Annotated in this window: 17 protein-coding genes; 13 read left to right on the top strand and 4 right to left on the bottom strand. The window is 69.5% G+C overall.

Features of this window, described 5'->3' with window-relative positions:
• Window positions 1-64: 64 nt before the first annotated feature.
• The 9 genes from ACWD02_RS10205 (at window position 65) to ACWD02_RS10165 (ending at window position 8,100) form a co-directional block, all read left to right on the top strand.
• Window positions 65-1,672, top strand: a complete 1,608-nt coding sequence (locus tag ACWD02_RS10205) for an AAA family ATPase (RefSeq protein WP_451206979.1) — start codon at window positions 65-67, stop codon at window positions 1,670-1,672.
• Window positions 1,673-1,845: 173 nt separating this feature from the next.
• On the top strand, window positions 1,846-2,175 hold the full coding sequence (locus tag ACWD02_RS10200) for a TadE/TadG family type IV pilus assembly protein (RefSeq protein WP_451206976.1): 330 nt from the start codon (window positions 1,846-1,848) through the stop codon (window positions 2,173-2,175).
• Window positions 2,176-2,185: 10 nt separating this feature from the next.
• Window positions 2,186-3,544, top strand: coding sequence for a CpaF family protein (locus ACWD02_RS10195; RefSeq protein ID WP_451206974.1), 1,359 nt, complete (start codon window positions 2,186-2,188; stop codon window positions 3,542-3,544).
• Window positions 3,545-3,593: 49 nt separating this feature from the next.
• Window positions 3,594-4,535 carry a type II secretion system F family protein gene (locus tag ACWD02_RS10190; protein ID WP_451206972.1) on the top strand — a complete coding sequence of 314 codons (942 nt, stop codon included), beginning with the start codon at window positions 3,594-3,596 and terminating at the stop codon, window positions 4,533-4,535.
• 26 nt (window positions 4,536-4,561) lie between these two features.
• Entirely contained in the window at window positions 4,562-5,437 is an 876-nt protein-coding gene (locus tag ACWD02_RS10185; RefSeq protein WP_451207466.1) for a DUF5936 domain-containing protein, read from the top strand.
• 520 nt (window positions 5,438-5,957) lie between these two features.
• Window positions 5,958-6,176, top strand: a complete 219-nt coding sequence (locus tag ACWD02_RS10180; protein WP_451207511.1) for a hypothetical protein — start codon at window positions 5,958-5,960, stop codon at window positions 6,174-6,176.
• On the top strand, window positions 6,173-6,781 hold the full coding sequence (locus tag ACWD02_RS10175) for a pilus assembly protein TadG-related protein (RefSeq protein WP_451207463.1): 609 nt from the start codon (window positions 6,173-6,175) through the stop codon (window positions 6,779-6,781). Before ACWD02_RS10180 ends, ACWD02_RS10175 begins: the two co-directional genes overlap by 4 nt.
• 32 nt (window positions 6,782-6,813) lie before the next feature.
• Window positions 6,814-7,422, top strand: a complete 609-nt coding sequence (locus ACWD02_RS10170; RefSeq protein ID WP_451206970.1) for a hypothetical protein — start codon at window positions 6,814-6,816, stop codon at window positions 7,420-7,422.
• 3 nt (window positions 7,423-7,425) lie between these two features.
• Window positions 7,426-8,100, top strand: coding sequence for an OmpA family protein (locus ACWD02_RS10165; protein ID WP_451206967.1), 675 nt, complete (start codon window positions 7,426-7,428; stop codon window positions 8,098-8,100).
• A 204-nt stretch (window positions 8,101-8,304) separates the two neighbouring features.
• Here the strand turns inward: ACWD02_RS10165 and ACWD02_RS10160 are convergent, their stop codons facing one another.
• A complete protein-coding gene (locus tag ACWD02_RS10160; RefSeq protein ID WP_451206964.1) occupies window positions 8,305-8,658 on the bottom strand; it encodes an antibiotic biosynthesis monooxygenase family protein in 354 nt (117 codons plus the stop codon).
• 104 nt (window positions 8,659-8,762) lie between these two features.
• On the opposite strand from ACWD02_RS10160, the gene ACWD02_RS10155 reads away from it, so the two are divergent.
• Window positions 8,763-9,518 (top strand): class I SAM-dependent methyltransferase, encoded by a 756-nt coding sequence (locus tag ACWD02_RS10155; protein ID WP_451206961.1) that lies wholly within the window; start codon window positions 8,763-8,765, stop codon window positions 9,516-9,518.
• Between the two features lie 91 nt (window positions 9,519-9,609).
• Here the strand turns inward: ACWD02_RS10155 and ACWD02_RS10150 are convergent, their stop codons facing one another.
• Window positions 9,610-10,797 (bottom strand): winged helix DNA-binding domain-containing protein, encoded by a 1,188-nt coding sequence (locus tag ACWD02_RS10150; protein WP_451206958.1) that lies wholly within the window; start codon window positions 10,795-10,797, stop codon window positions 9,610-9,612.
• Window positions 10,798-10,857: 60 nt separating this feature from the next.
• Between ACWD02_RS10150 and ACWD02_RS10145 the strand changes: the two genes are divergently transcribed.
• Window positions 10,858-11,274 (top strand): winged helix-turn-helix transcriptional regulator, encoded by a 417-nt coding sequence (locus tag ACWD02_RS10145; protein WP_451206957.1) that lies wholly within the window; start codon window positions 10,858-10,860, stop codon window positions 11,272-11,274.
• A gap of 266 nt (window positions 11,275-11,540) precedes the next feature.
• On the opposite strand, the gene ACWD02_RS10140 is transcribed toward ACWD02_RS10145, so the two are convergent.
• A complete protein-coding gene (locus ACWD02_RS10140) occupies window positions 11,541-11,870 on the bottom strand; it encodes a DUF192 domain-containing protein (protein WP_451206954.1) in 330 nt (109 codons plus the stop codon).
• Window positions 11,871-12,205: 335 nt separating this feature from the next.
• Here ACWD02_RS10140 and ACWD02_RS10135 point away from each other — a divergent pair, with 335 nt between their 5' ends.
• A complete protein-coding gene (locus tag ACWD02_RS10135) occupies window positions 12,206-12,790 on the top strand; it encodes a hypothetical protein (RefSeq protein WP_451206951.1) in 585 nt (194 codons plus the stop codon).
• Between the two features lie 16 nt (window positions 12,791-12,806).
• Here ACWD02_RS10135 and mgrA read toward each other — a convergent pair whose 3' ends face one another.
• A complete protein-coding gene (gene mgrA, locus ACWD02_RS10130) occupies window positions 12,807-13,844 on the bottom strand; it encodes an L-glyceraldehyde 3-phosphate reductase (protein ID WP_451206948.1) in 1,038 nt (345 codons plus the stop codon).
• Between the two features lie 154 nt (window positions 13,845-13,998).
• On the opposite strand from mgrA, the gene ACWD02_RS10125 reads away from it, so the two are divergent.
• On the top strand, window positions 13,999-14,760 hold the full coding sequence (locus tag ACWD02_RS10125; RefSeq protein WP_365820672.1) for an isoprenyl transferase: 762 nt from the start codon (window positions 13,999-14,001) through the stop codon (window positions 14,758-14,760).
• Window positions 14,761-14,870: the final 110 nt, after the last annotated feature.

Genomic DNA, 14,870 nt, shown 5'->3' with positions numbered 1-14,870 from the left:
CCGCCGCCCCCGCGCGCCCCGCGCGCCCCGCGCGCCCCGCCGCCCCGCGAGGAGGCGACTCCGTATGACGACCCGGATCCTCCCCGCCGTGGGGGACATGGACGTCGCCCGAGCGCTGTCGACGCTGACCGCTCAGCTGCCCGACGCCGAACCCGCCCTCCCCGTGCCGGACTCGACCACGCTCCTGGACCACTTGGCGCGCCTCGCCGCCGAGTCCATCGACGAGCTACCCGAAGTCGTCCTCATCCATGAGCGCATCGGGCCCGTCCCCGCCCTCGACCTGATCCGCGACCTCGTCCTGCGCTTCCCCGCGGTCGGCGTCGTCCTCATCACCGCCGACACCAGCCCCGGCCTCCTCACCGCCGCGATGGACTCCGGTGCGCGCGGCATCGTCGGCTTCCCGCTCGCCTACGACGCCCTCGCCGAGCGCGTGCACGCGGCGGCGGCCTGGTCCGCGGGGATGCGCAGGCACCTGGGCAGCTCGGGCATGGAGCTCTACGCCGGTACGGGGGAGACCCCCGGCGGCGGACACGTCGTAGCGGTGAGCGGGGCCAAGGGAGGCGTGGGGACCACCCTCGCCACGGTGCAGCTCGCCCTCGCCGCCCGCGCCTCCGGCCGCAGCGTCGCCCTCCTCGACCTGGACCTCCAGGCAGGCGACGTCTCCTCCTACCTCGACGTCCAGTTCCGCCGCTCCATCGCCGACCTCGCGTCGATCACCGACATCACGCCCCGCGTCCTCCAGGACGCCGTCTACACCCACGAGACCGGCATCGGCCTCCTCCTTGCCCCCGGCGAGGGCGAGCGGGGCGAGGAGATCACCGACCGGGTGGCCCGCCAGACACTCGGCGCCCTGCGCAGCCGCTACGACGTCGTGCTCGTCGACTGCGGCACGTACGTCACCGGGGCGAGCGCCGCCGCCGTCGAACTCGCCGACCAGGCCATCCTGTTGGTCACCCCGGACGTCGTCTCCGTACGCGCCGCCAAGCGCATGGTGCGCCTGTGGGACCGCCTCCAGATCCGCAAGGCGGAGGAGACGCTCACGGTCGTCAACCGCCACGGCAAGGGCGCGGAGATCCAGCCGTCCCTGGTGGAACGGGTGACGGGGACGCGAGTGGCCCGCACCACCGTCCCCGCGAACTTCAAGGAGCTGCAGGGCGCGGTCGACGCGGGCCGCATGCAGGACCTGGACAGCAAGTCGACGGTCAAGCAGGCGCTGTGGGCGCTGGCGGGCGAGCTCGGCCTGGTGGACCCGGAGGCGGCGAGCGGCAGCGCCAAGCGGCTGACCCTGCGCAAGCGCGTCAGCGGCGACCGGGGCGCGGTCACCCTGGAGTTCGCCGGGATGTTCCCGCTGCTGCTCGCCGTGATGGGCCTCCTGTGGCAGTGCGCGCTGTACGGCTACACGTTCTCCCTGGCGGGAAACGCCGCGGACGAGGCGGCGCGCGCCGCTACGGCCGCGTACGCGGTGGGAGAGGGCGGCGCGGCGGCGTGCGAGGCCGCGGCCAAGGAGCATCTGCCGTCGGCATGGCAGGGCGCGGAGGTGGCCTGCACGGACGAGGGGACGGTGTGGAAGGCGCACGTGGACGCGGACGTCCCGCTGTTCTTCCCCGGAATCGACGCGGGGTGGAGCGTCAGCGGGGAGGCGGGGGCGGCGAAGGAGGGTGAGGACGGGTGAGGCCATGGAAGAGCCGGCCCGTCCGGTGCGTCCGGCCCGTCCGGACGCATGCGGCCAAGCCGGTGACAGACGGCGCGCGTCGGCTCCGGCACCGGCCCCGGCATCGGCTCCGGCACAGGAATCCCCGCTGGAACGCCCTCAGGACCGCCCTCAGGACCGACCGTGGCGTATCCATGCTCGAATTCGCCGGCTTCCTGCCCGTCCTGCTCCTCATCGGCCTGGCCACCATCCAGCTGGGCCTCGTCGGATACTCCGTCAACCAGGCGGGCTCGGGCGCCCGCGCTGCGGCCCGCGTCGCCTCCCAGGGCGAGGGCGGCGAAGCCGCGGGCATGGCGGCGATGGACGGCAACCTCGACGCCCAGGTCGCCATCAGCGGCGGCGGCGCCACGACCACGGCGGACGTCACCGTCCAGGTCCCCACGCTGCTGCCCTTCGTGGACGCGGGCTGGTCCGTCACGAAGTCGGCCACGATGCCCAACGACGACGACGAAGACGGGAGCTGAGAGAGAACAGATGAGCCTCCGCGACCGCATGGCGACCCCGCACGACCACGGCAAGGGAAACGACCCGAGCCGCGACGACAGCCTCGTCGCCGTCTACCGCTCCAAGCTCCTCGAAGAGATCGACCTCGCCGAGATGTCGTCCCTGACGGCGGCGGACCGCCGCGTCCGCCTGGAACGCGTCATGGGCCACATCATCAGCCGCGAGGGCCCCGTCCTCTCGACCTCGGAGCGCTCCCAGCTCATCCGCCGCGTCGTGGACGAGGCCCTGGGACTCGGCGTACTCGAACCGCTCCTCGCCGACGCCTCCATCACGGAGATCATGGTCAACGGCCCCGACTCGATCTTCGTCGAGCGCGCCGGACGCGTCGAACAGCTCCCCCTCCGCTTCGCGTCGAACGACCAGCTCATGCAGACCATCGAACGCATCGTCTCCACGGTCAACCGCCGCGTCGACGAGTCGAACCCCATGGTCGACGCGCGCCTGCCCACCGGCGAGCGAGTGAACGTGATCATCCCGCCGCTCGCCCTGACCGGCGCGACGCTCACCATCCGCCGCTTCCCCCGCGCGTACACGCTGCACGAGCTCATCGGCCTCGGCTCGCTCGACGAGCACATGCTGCTCCTGCTGTCCGCCTTCGTACGGGCCCGATTCAACATCATCGTCAGCGGCGGCACGGGCTCCGGGAAGACGACTCTCCTGAACGCCCTCTCCGGCCTCCTCCCCTCCCACGAACGCATCATCACCATCGAGGACTCGGCCGAACTCCAGCTGCAGCAGGACCACGTCATCCGTCTCGAATCCCGCCCCCCGAACGTGGAGGGCAAGGGGCAGATCACCATCCGCGACCTCGTACGCAACAGCCTCCGCATGCGCCCCGACCGCATCATCGTCGGTGAGGTCCGAGGCGGCGAGACCCTCGACATGCTGCAGGCCATGTCGACGGGCCACGACGGCTCCCTCGCGACGGTCCACGCGAACACGGCCGAGGACGCCCTGATGCGCCTGCAGACCCTCGGCTCGATGTCCGAGGTCCAGATCCCCTTCGAAGCACTGAAGGACCAGATCAACTCGGCGGTCGACGTGGTCGTCCAGCTCGCCCGGCACGCGGACGGCTCCCGCAAGGTCGCCGAGATCGTCCTGCTCGTCTCGCACGGCCGCGAACAGTTCCGCATCGCCCCGGTGACCCGTTTCGTGCCGCGTCAGCCTGGCGGCAACGGCCTGGACCGCCGCGTGCACGGCTACTTCGAGCATCTGCCGCTGCCGCGCTCAGTGGCCGAGCGGCTGTACGTCGCGGGTGAGCCCGTGCCGCCCGGTTTCGGCGTGGCCCAGGCCATCGACGTACTGAACACGAGAGAGGCGATCGGCTGATGACCGTGACGAGAGGGGCGGCGACCGTGGCGAGAAGGAGGGCCGGCTGATGGACAACCCTGAGCTCCTGGCCCTCGGCGCGACGATCCTGACCGGCACGCTCGCCGTCGCGGGAGTCCACGCGTACGCGTCGGGCCGTGCTCAGCGCCAGGCACTGGTCGACCGCCTGTCGATCGGCCCCGGCACGGCCGACGCCGGCGGCCGTGGTCGCCGCTTCTCGGCCGTCGACCGCCGCCTGCGCCGCACCCGCCTCGGCCGGGCCATCCACCTGCGCCTCTCGGCGACGGGACTCGACCTCACGGCGGGCGAGTTCTTCATCTACGTCGTGGCGGTCGTCGCCGCGCTCTGGCTCATGGCGGCGGCCACACTGGCCCCGTTCTTCGGCCCGATCGCGGGCATCGTGGCCGTCTGGAGCGCGGTCGTGTTCCTCAACTGGCAACGTCAGAAGCGCATCGAGGCGTTCATCAACCAACTCCCGGACGTGGCGCGCATCCTGGCCAACGCGACGGCGGCCGGCCTGGCGCTGCGCACATCGCTGGCGATGGCGGCCGAGGAGCTTGAGGCGCCGGCGGGCGAGGAACTCTCCATGGTGGCGGACCAGTTGACCATGGGCCGTTCGATCGACGACACCCTGGGTGAACTCGCCCAACGCCTCCCGTCCCGCGAACTGGTGGTCCTCGTCACCACCCTGGTCCTCTCCAACAAGGCGGGCGGCTCGGTGGTGAACTCCCTCCGGAACCTCACGCAGACCCTGGAGGACCGCAAGGAGACGCGGCGCGAGGTACGCACGATGCTCTCGGAGGTCCACGCGACGGCCTTCACGGTCCCGCTCCTGGGCCTCGGCTCGCTGCTCCTCATCAACTCCTCCAACGAGGGCGCGCTGGCCAGGGTGACAGGCTCACCGATGGGCCAGACGCTGATCCTGATCGCGCTGGGCCTGTACGCGGTGGGCTTCTTCGTGATCAGGCGCCTCGGCAAGATCGAAGTGTAGGGAGGGGCGACGTGTTCGGTCTGGCGATGGCGGCCGTGATGGGCCTCGCGGTGGCGGGCGTCTGTCAGGGCATCCGCATGTACCGCGCGGAGGCGAAGCTCCCCTCCGACCTGGCGATCGCCCTGGAGGTCGGCGCCACCCGCGTATCGACGGCGGGCTCGGCGGTGGACCGCTTGGGCATGCGCTTCGCACCCCTGGTCCTGCGCCTGATGGGCCCGAAACGGGTGGACGCCAAGCGCCGCAAGATCGACATGGCGGGCAACCCGGGTGGCCTGACGATCGACCGCTATGCGGCACGCAGGGCGGTCTACGGCATCTTCGGCGTCGTGATGGGCCTGGTCTTCCTCACCAACGGCGCCGCGCTCTTCGGCCTCCTGACCTTCGCCTTCGGCGTGACGGCGGCGGACGCGCTGATCTGGCAGGCGATACGGGAACGGCGCGAGGTCATCGACCGCACACTGCCGGACTTCCTGGACGTACTCGCGGTGGTGGTCTCGGCGGGCCTCGGCTTCCGCCAGGCCCTTGACCGCGTGGCGGAACGCTATGAGGGCCCCTGGGCGGACGAACTCCGCATCACCCTGCGCCAGATGGACATGGGAGTGAGCCGCAGACAAGCCTTCGACGAACTGCGCCGCAGGAACGCCTCGGAACAGGTCTCCCAGTTCGTCTCGGCGCTCCAGCAGGGCGAGGAGCTCGGCTCACCGATCGCGGACACGCTCATCCAACTGGCAACGGACATGCGCCGCACGGACGCCCAGAACTCCCGCCGCAGGGCGGCGAAGACGATCCCCAAGGCCACGATGGTCACGCTGGTCTTCATGCTTCCGGCCACGATGATTCTGATCGCGGCGGGAATGTTTCTCGGCTCGGGTTCGGACTTCGGCTCGATCCTGGGGAAGTGAGGGAACCATGAGCGGTCCGTACCACCGCGGGGCGGGTGCCGGTATCCCCCGTACCCCCGGCATCGCCGGTATCAAGCCACTCCGCGAAATCTCTTCGCGGCTGCAACCAAGTATGGGACAGTCGCTCGATGAGCGGGAAGGGCGCGGCAACCCCGGGGTCGGCCCCCGCCGTGCCGCCACTCCCCAACTGGCTTTTGCAAAAGCTGAGTTCACGGTATGCGCGAAAGGGGAAGTCGTGAAACACGTCGGCTCACCGCCTGCCCGGTCGTGGACCTCCACCGCATGCCCCCGGGGTGCGTGATGACCTCGCCACCGGGGAAGGGAACTCGCCAACTTCCGCGCCGCAGAAGGTATTGGTTGCGGAGAGTGGCTGTTGGGTCACAAGATCTCGCGTACGTTGCCTATGACGACAGCGGCGTCGGAATTGGTCGCGCCAGCGGTGCGATGCGCGGTGCGGGCGCGAGTGCGAGTGCGGATGCGTGTACGTGTGCGTGTATCGGGTGGGAGAGAAGGGGCCGTCGTGCTGAAGGAACGCGTACTCAGAGTCTGGGTCGATTGGACCGCCACCGTGACTTCCCGGGTTCGGGGGAGGGAGCGGGATGCGGGGGCTGGGTTTGTGGAGTATGCGGGGTTGATGATTCTTATTGCGGGGATCTTCGTTCTGATCGACGGCTTGGGGCTCGACGGCCAGATTTCCGGAGCGATCCAGGACGCGGTGTCGGACGTGATCGGTGGCTGAGGCGCAGTCGTCGCCTCGATGACACAGGGCAGACTCTCCCCATCTACATCTGGTTGACGGGGATTCTGCTCTTTGTTGCGTTTGCGTTCTTCGCTTTCGCGCAAGCCGCATCTGCGCGGAACGGTGCCCAATCCGCTGCTGATGCTGCAGCCCTGGCGGCTGCGCAAGATGCCAGGGACGAACTCGTCGACGGCCTTGGGGAGTCCATCGGTGAGGGCGATGACTGGCTCGACTGGTTGGACGGCGACGGATTCAACGGCGCCGGCGCCGAAGGCGCGGCGGATGCGCTCGCTGCGGACAACGACTCGTCCGTCGTCGGCTTCGGCCCGGCCGAAGTGAACGGTTATCCGGGTTTCCGGGTGGAGATCGAGACCAACTACACGGTGGGCGATTCGATCATCCCGGGCACGGAGTCCCAGCACGCTCAGGCCGAGGCCACCGCTGTCATCAAGCCGCGCTGCGATGTTGCCCCTTCGGAGGACCCCGAGAAGGCCGTGGAATTCGACTGCGACGGCGGCGAATCTTTCGAGATCGATCCGGACGACTTCAAGCTGGACGATCTTCCGGATGCGTCCGTTCTCTTCTCTGTCCACCTGGCTGACTGATGAGTGGCCGACGAAAGAAGGAATCCGTACCGATGAGCATTCGGCGCACCAAAAAGACCCGCAGGGCAATGACCGCTGTGGCGATCACTACTGGGCTGGTCCTCACGGTCGCCGGCTGTGGTGGTGGGGACGACGGCAACGATGACAAGTCGGAGAAGGGTGCTTCGTCACCCGCGACGACCAAGAGCAGTGGGGGTGACGAGGACAAGGACGAGCAGACCAAGGCTCCGGCAACGGACCAAGTGTTGGCAGAGGTGAAGGGGGAGGAGAACATCACCCTGACGGTCTCGTCTGCCGTTCGTGACGAGGGCGGTTTCGTCACCGTGTCGGGCAAGGTGACCAACAGCGGGGGCAAGTTCTGGGCTGCGGCCAACTGGCGGGGCGAAGAGCGCGAGCTGAACAAGAACGGGTCATCGGTGGCTGGAGCCAACCTGATCGACAACGCGGGGAAGAAGAAGTACCTCGTACTCCGTGACACGGAGGGACGGTGCCTGTGCACGAAATTCACGGGCGGTGTGAAGCCCGGCCAGACCGCTGACTGGTTTGCCCAGTTCCCTGCCCCGCCGGAAGCCACATCCAAGGTCGATTTCCAGGTGGGCGCCATGCCCCCCGCCTCCATCGAAATCTCCGAGGGTGAGTGACCCATGGGCCACCCACGATCACGCAGCCGCACCCGCACCCACACCCGCACCCTCGCCACAGCCACAGTCACCCTCGCGGCCTTGGTCTTCCTCAGCGGCATCCCTGCCCACGCCGACGACGAAGACCCCAGCGCACCCCCGGGCAGCACCACCACATCCCCGCCCCCCGAGGTCGACTCCAACAGCCCGGGGCTGAAGCTGGCCGATGGGGCGACCCTCGCTCCGGCGAAGGTCCTGGACATCAAGTCGGTCGTCGAGGATCTCGGCGGCGAGGAGCGCCGCGAGGACACCAACACGGACGTGAAGTTCGCGCTGCAGGCGGAAGTCCTCTTCCCCAAGGACAGCAACAAGCTGAACCCCGAGGCGAACGCCCGTATCAAGGCGATCGCGGAAGAGGCCAAGGCGCAGAAGGCGACGACCGTCAGGGTGTTCGGCTTCACGGACAACCTCGGCTCCTACAGCCACGGCAAGACCCTGTCCCGTAAGCGCGCGGAAGCGGTGCACGACAAGCTGGCGAGCTACTTGGGCCCCGAGGTCACGTACTCCGTACGCGGCTACAGCGAGGACTATCCGATCGCGGACAACACCTCCGAGCAGGGCCGCAAGAAGAACCGCCGAGTCGAGGTCACTTTCCCGCGAGGGGGGACGGGAGCCAGCGACGCGGGCGCGCAGAGCTAGGCGACGGCACGAGGCAGATGGGTCGAAGCGACGTATCTGAACGAGGACTTCGACAGACTTCGACGGGCTCGTGGCGAGGCAGCCGCACCCCGGCTGACCGACACAACCTCTGGCCCCCCTGGAGCGGACACGCATGCTAGGGGTGCTAGGGGTGCTCGGGGTGCTCGGGGTCGTATCCGGACCCGGCACCCCGCCCCGGGTGCGTCAAGGGAAACGTACGACCACGTCGTACAGCCCCGGGTTCGCCGTGACCGGGGTTTCCTTGGAGTCGCGCGCGGCGTTCGCGCGGTTCGCGAAGGCCGGGTCGGCGGCTGCCGTTTCCCACGCCTCCTGGCTCTCCCAGTGGGCCACGTTCACGAGCTGGAAGCGGCCGTCGGGGGACTGGGCGCGATGCAGCCGGGTGTCGATGAAGCCGGGCTTCTGGCTCATGAGGGCGGCCCGCTGCTCCCACTTCTCGGCGAAGGCGTCGACGTCCTCGGGAGCGATCTCGAAGATGTTGATGAAGGTGACGGGCGAGGGGGCCGACGCGTCACCAGGCCGCTGGTTCTCTGAAGTCATGATCGGACTCTATGCGTGTCCTAATTAAGGCTGGATAAGCGGCAGTTGGGATGCGGGGGACGGCAGTCACCGCAGATGCCCCTGTGTGATGCGAAGATCGGTCCATGAGCGGTTTCGACGTACTTGTGGCGGAAGCGGAGTCGGCACCGACCGAGGGCTGGGACTTCTCCTGGTTCGAGGGGCGGGCCACCGAGGAGCGGCCCTCCTGGCGGTATGCGCACGCCATGGGGGAGCGGCTCGGGCACGCCACCGCGTCGCTCGACATCCAGACCGGCGGCGGCGAGGTCCTCGCGTCCGCGCCTTCCCTGCCGCCGCTCGTAGTCGCCACGGAGGGGTGGGCGCCGAACGTGGCCAAGGCCACCTCGCTGCTGCATCCGCGGGGCGCGGTGGTCGTGGCCTCGCCGGAGGACGCGCCGCTGCCGTTCGCGGCGGAGGCGTTCGACCTGGTCACCAGCCGGCATCCGGTGAAGGCGCACTTCGACGAGATCGCCCGCGTGCTGCGTCCGGGGGGCACGTACTTCGCCCAGCACGTGGGCCCCGCGAGCGTCTTCGAGGTCGTCGAGTACTTCCTCGGTCCGCAGCCCGATGAGGTGCGCAACGCACGCCACCCCGACGGCGAGCGGGCCGAGGCGGAAGCGGCGGGCCTGGAGATCGTCGACCTGCGGGCGGAACGGCTGCGGATGGAGTTCTACGACGTCGGTGCCGTCGTCCACTTCCTGCGCAAGGTGGTGTGGATGGTGCCGGACTTCTCGGTGGAGCGGTACTGGTCGCGGCTGCGGGAACTGCACGCCCAGATCGAGACGGACGGCTCCTTCGTGGCCCACAGCACACGCCACCTCTTCGACGCCCGCAAGCGTTGAGCAGCTGTGCACCAGCAGTGCACCAGCAGTACGGCACCAGCAGCGACACCAGCCGGTGCCGCCGTCCCATGTAAGCCCGGTCGTCGTCCTCCTAGGCGTGCGCCCCCACCTCCACCCTCCCCACCACCAACTCCGCGACCCCCTCCAGCACTTCCCCCACCCGCTCCACCTGCCCCGCGAGCTCCCGCTCCTGGGCCGCGCCCAGTGTGTCCAGGGGCTCAACCGTGACCGTCAGGCGGCGTCCGGAGCGGCGTTGGTGCCAGACTCCGGACACGACTCCGTCGACCAGCAGCACCGGGAAGTTGCCCGCCTGGCCCCCGGCCAGTGCGCGCTCGTAGGCCCGGCCCGGGAAGAGTTTCGCCCGTGGGTGTGAGGCGATCACGTACGCGTCGAAGTACGGCAGCAGTCGCACACCCCGCGCCGGCTCCCCCAGGAACTCCGTGTCCCCCGCGACCACCCACGCGGACGCCGCCCCGTCCGTCCCCGGCGTCTCCATCGACACCTCCTCGATCGTTCCGGCGGATGCCAGCGACGCGAAGACGCCGGCCGCCCAGCCGTCCGGTGCCGCCGCCCACTTGGCGAACTCGCGTGGCTTCGCGGGCCCGTACGCGTACAGGAAGCGCCGGACCAGCTGTCCCGTCGCCACCTCGGCGGACAGCGGCGGGGCATCGGACACCGGCGGGCGCGTGTACGTCACCTTGCGTCCCCGGTTCGGTGCGAAACACAGCACCCCGCGGTGGCCCGCGAGATGCATGACCGAGCGCCACCGCGGCCACATCCCCTGGAAGGCGGGCAGCACCAGGTCGCCCGCCCAGGGCCCCGTACGCGCCACGACCTCCTCGCTCAGCTCGTCGATGGTCAGGCGGACCCCGTCAAGTGCTTCGCCGATCGCGCTCACGATCTCCTCCGTCTGGGTGGGGGAGAGCCGGTCACCCGCCTTGAACGGGCTCGGTCCGGAGGGAAACGCGGACAACGCGGCCGTCCAGAAGGGGAGTTCCGCGGTCGGCAGGAAGTGGATCGTGCCACGCGGCCCGTACGTCTTGACCAGGCTCGGCTCCACACCCCACAGCGCGTCCCGTACGTCCTGCCGGGTCGCCCCGTCCATCCGCAGCCCCACCGAGAGTTCCGCGGCCGACATCACCTGCGCCTGCGCGGCGAGCATCGCGTCGACCACCTCGGCGGGTCCGGCCTCGCCCGGCCTCGCCGGAGTCCGCAGGAACTGCCGCTCCATGCGCCGGGCGTTGGCAGCACTCCATGTGACGGTGGAAGGGGCGCTCATCGGGGTCTCCTTCGGTACTGTCGACCGGGGAACTGGCTCTGCGGACACGAGGAGTGGACCATGCCGAAGAGCGGCGCGGAGGGTAATTCGGGGAGCGCGGATCCGGTGAGCGGCAAGGAGACCAAGACGCTGTACGCCTGCGGGCTCGACGCCGCCGTGGACGTCGTCGGCGGCAAGTGGAAGCCGATGATCCTCTGGGCGTTGTACGCGGGCAGGACGCTGCGCTTCGGCGAGCTCCGGCGGCACATCACCGGCATCAGCGAGAAGGTCCTCATCCAGCAGCTGCGCGAGCTGGAGTCCGACGGCATCGTGCATCGCGAGGTGTACCGGGAGGTGCCGCCGAAGGTGGAGTACTCGCTGACCCCCCTCGGCGCGTCCCTGAACGAGGCGCTGATCCCGCTGGGCGTGTGGGGCGACGACAACATGGAGCAGCTGGTGGCCAACCGCGAGTGCAAGAAGGACGGCAAAGCCGCCTGACGGGGAAAGCGGGCCGATGGTTGCCTGCCGGGGCCGATCGTTGGCCAAGCGTGGCCTACGGGCCGAACAAGCCAAGTGATCCCGGAACAGGTGGCGTTGATTCCGCATCGTTATCCGGACTGGCTCGATCCGGCGGCGAGAATCACGTAAGTTCAGACCAAGGCGAATTCGCGTGAGCAAAGCCACGTGTGCGGCGCCGCGCGGTGGAGGGGACTGCGCGGCCCGCGCGCCCCCTCTCTGCACCTCTTGGCTTCTGCTCGGCCGGGTCACACCTGGACCCGCACCCGCACCCCCCGGCACACGCCCCACCCCGCCATCGCCCCGGCCTCCGCCTCCAGGACGTGCCGGGCCCGTGGCCGGGGGCGGCCGATCCGCCAGGGGCGCATCGTCCGCACGGACAGCACCCGCAGCTCCCGGTCCAGGTATGCCACGTCGACGGTGAACCGCATTCGCACCGTGTGCACGCTGCTCGCCGGGCTCAGCAGCATCGCCCCGGTCACCCCGTCACGGCCGAGCAGCCCGCGCCGCCGTGCGGCCGCGGAGTCCGCGATCTCCAGGGGGAGCGTCCGGCCGGTCGGGAGCAGAAGCATCGCCATGCCGGCCGAAGCTAGTGGCCCGCACGGCCACGGCGTCAAGTGGGCGCCCGTGCCCCGTCCCTCCAACGGGCTACCGCTGGGCGGGGCCGGAATATGCCGCCAAGGCCGAAATGCGGTGGGGGAGCAGGGCCGCGGAGTCGCCGGGCGATTTCGGAGAGTAGTTGTGGCACGCCGATGCGCGCGACTTCCCTCACGAAGGGTTATGGTGGAAACCCCCCCTCGGGCCGGTCCGTCTCCCCCCCACGGACCGGCCCGATTTTTTGTGCCCGCAGGGCCGGGGGTGCGGATGAGCCCACATGATCGTCGGCGCGGGTCGTGCGGCTATCGTCAGGGACATGTCGAATCAGGTCCCCTCATTCCCCCCGCCGCCCGAGAACCCTCAAGCGGGAATACCCGCCTACCCGGGCCCCGCACAGGACCCCGGCCCCGGGTACGGACAGGGGTACGGGCCCGCTTACGGGCAGGGGTACGGACCCGGTCACGGGCAGGGCTTCGGACAGGGCTACGGGCCCATGCCGCCGCAGGGGATGCCGAGCAGCGTGCGCGCCGCGCAGATCATCATCTGGGTGCTGTCCGGGATGTGCGTGCTCGGTTCGATCATCGGCGGCGCGGTCTACGGGCCCGCGGCCGCCGGCGCGGTCATCGGAGCCAACTTCCTGCTGATCCCCCTGTGCGTACTCGCTTCCCTCTTTCAGTCGCCCGGTCACGGGAAGCGCGTCGCGTCGATCGTGCTCAGCAGTGTGCAGATCCTGGTCGGGCTGGGCTCCCTCGGCCGAGGCGCCGGGCTGGGCGGCCTCATCCTCGTGGGTTGCTCGATCGCGCTCGTGATCCTGCTCAGCCAGGGCCCCGCAGGTGCCTGGTTCAAGCGCCCGCGCACCCCCGACCCGGCGCAGTGGCAGGGCCAGGGGTACCCCGGCTGAGGCGTCCACGCCAGAACTAGCCGCGCCCGGCCCAGATGTTCGTGCCCGGCGTCGACACCGCGAACGTGTCGATCTCGGCAAGCTCCTCGTCCGTGAGCTTCGGGCCCGCCAGCGCCGCGACGTTCTCCTCCAGCTGCTTCACGCTGGAGGCGCCGATGAGCGCCGAGGTCATCCGCTCGTCGCGCAGGACCCAGTTGAGGGCCAGCTGTGCGAGCGACTGGTCGCGGCGCGCCGCGATGTCGTTCAGGCCGTTGAGGCGGCGTACGACCTCGTCGCTCAGCAGGTCGGGGTCGAGCGACTTGCCCTGCGTGGCGCGCGAACCCTCCGGGATGCCCTTCAGGTACTTGTTCGTGAGCAGGCCCTGCGCCAGCGGCACGAACGAGATGCAGCCCATGCCCGCGTCCTCGAGCGTGTCGAGCAGGCCGTCGTCCTCGGTCCAGCGGTTGATCATCGAGTACGAGGGCTGGTGGATGAGCGCGGGAACGCCCATCTCCCGCAGCAGGCGCGCCGCTTCGGCGGTCTGCTCGCTGTTGTAGGAGGAGACACCCACGTACAGCGCCTTGCCCTGCTGTACGGCGGAGGCGAGCGCTCCCATCGTCTCTTCGAGCGGGGTCTCGGGGTCGAAGCGGTGCGAGTAGAAGATGTCGACGTAATCGACGCCCATCCGCTTGAGCGAGGCGTCGAGGGACGAAAGCAGGTACTTGCGCGAACCCCACTCGCCGTACGGGCCGGGGTGCATGAGGTAGCCCGCCTTGGTCGAGAGGACCAATTCATCGCGGTACGGGGCGAAGTCCTGGGCGAACAGCTTGCCGAAGTTGAGCTCGGCCGAACCGGCCGGCGGGCCGTAGTTGTTCGCCAGGTCGAAGTGCGTGACGCCCAGGTCGAAGGCGCGGCGCAGGATCGCGCGCTGGCTCTCCAGGGACTTGTCGTCGCCGAAGTTGTGCCACAGGCCGAGGGAGACGGCGGGCAGCTTCAGGCCGCTGCGGCCCGTGCGCCGGTACTCCATGGCGTCGTAACGGTCCGCTGCCGCTTGGTACAGAGACGTGTCGTTCATGGGTATGAAGCTACTTCAGCCATGCAACTTCCGGGGCCCGGCCCGGCGCCACCGGGAGGCGGAGGGCCCGCATCACCCGAGGGCAGCGGCCCGGCCTCACAGCGGTAGGCTTTCGCCTTCGGGGACTGCCATCTGCATGGAGGGGCTGACAGAAGTGAACCTGCGCGACCTGGTGTACGGACTTTACGCACGCCGGGTGGAAGGCCGCCTCGACCACGATCAGGTGCCCAAGCACATCGGGGTCATCCTCGACGGCAACAGGCGCTGGGCGAAGGCATCCGGCGGGACCACCGAACAGGGCCATCAGGCGGGCGCGTACAAGATCGAGGAGTTCCTCGGCTGGTGCGCCGAGACGGACGTCGAGGTCGTCACCCTGTGGATGCTGTCGACGGACAACTTCGACCGCCCCGAGCAGGAGCTCATCCCGCTCCTCGGCATCATCGAGGACACGGTCCGCAGCCTCGCCACCGACGGCCGCTGGCGCGTGCACCACGTGGGCACGATGGACCTCCTTCCCGCCCGCACCCAGGCCGTCCTGAAGGAGGCCGAGCAGGCCACCCACGGCAACAAGGGAATACTGGTCAACGTGGCCGTCGGGTACGGCGGCCGGCAGGAGATCGCCGACGCGGTCCGCTCGCTGATCCTGGACCACGCCGACAAGGGCACGAGCCTGGAGGACGTCGCGGAGACCGTCGACGTCGACCTGATCTCCAAGCACCTCTACACCCGTGGCCAGCCGGACCCCGACCTGGTGATCCGAACGAGTGGTGAGCAGCGTCTGTCCGGCTTCATGCTCTGGCAGTCGGCCCACTCCGAGTACTACTTCTGTGAAGTCTTCTGGCCGGCCTTCCGCAAGGTCGACTTCCTTCGTGCGCTGCGTGACTACGCGGCCAGGCACCGGCGCTACGGCGGCTGACGCCCCACGGGGCACGGGAGGTGCTCGCGTCGGTGGGGCGCGAGTAACCCAGAGTTCACGGACGCGCCGTCATATGCCCTGGCATGGCTGCGCGCGTTCGAGGGAATAAG

Source organism: Streptomyces sp. NPDC002853 (genome assembly GCF_053591915.1).
Note: the sequence above shows the minus strand (reverse complement) of the source record. Positions and strands in the feature narration are given on the sequence as shown.

Coding starts and splice junctions, on each gene's coding strand:
- ACWD02_RS10205 (WP_451206979.1), top strand. CDS start 65: ATGACGACCCGGATCCTCCCCGCCGTGGGGGACATGGACGTCGCCCGA.
- ACWD02_RS10200 (WP_451206976.1), top strand. CDS start 1,846: ATGCTCGAATTCGCCGGCTTCCTGCCCGTCCTGCTCCTCATCGGCCTG.
- ACWD02_RS10195 (WP_451206974.1), top strand. CDS start 2,186: ATGAGCCTCCGCGACCGCATGGCGACCCCGCACGACCACGGCAAGGGA.
- ACWD02_RS10190 (WP_451206972.1), top strand. CDS start 3,594: ATGGACAACCCTGAGCTCCTGGCCCTCGGCGCGACGATCCTGACCGGC.
- ACWD02_RS10185 (WP_451207466.1), top strand. CDS start 4,562: ATGGCGGCCGTGATGGGCCTCGCGGTGGCGGGCGTCTGTCAGGGCATC.
- ACWD02_RS10170 (WP_451206970.1), top strand. CDS start 6,814: ATGAGCATTCGGCGCACCAAAAAGACCCGCAGGGCAATGACCGCTGTG.
- ACWD02_RS10165 (WP_451206967.1), top strand. CDS start 7,426: ATGGGCCACCCACGATCACGCAGCCGCACCCGCACCCACACCCGCACC.
- ACWD02_RS10160 (WP_451206964.1), bottom strand. CDS start 8,658: ATGACTTCAGAGAACCAGCGGCCTGGTGACGCGTCGGCCCCCTCGCCC.
- ACWD02_RS10155 (WP_451206961.1), top strand. CDS start 8,763: ATGAGCGGTTTCGACGTACTTGTGGCGGAAGCGGAGTCGGCACCGACC.
- ACWD02_RS10150 (WP_451206958.1), bottom strand. CDS start 10,797: ATGAGCGCCCCTTCCACCGTCACATGGAGTGCTGCCAACGCCCGGCGC.
- ACWD02_RS10145 (WP_451206957.1), top strand. CDS start 10,858: ATGCCGAAGAGCGGCGCGGAGGGTAATTCGGGGAGCGCGGATCCGGTG.
- ACWD02_RS10140 (WP_451206954.1), bottom strand. CDS start 11,870: ATGGCGATGCTTCTGCTCCCGACCGGCCGGACGCTCCCCCTGGAGATC.
- ACWD02_RS10135 (WP_451206951.1), top strand. CDS start 12,206: ATGTCGAATCAGGTCCCCTCATTCCCCCCGCCGCCCGAGAACCCTCAA.
- mgrA (WP_451206948.1), bottom strand. CDS start 13,844: ATGAACGACACGTCTCTGTACCAAGCGGCAGCGGACCGTTACGACGCC.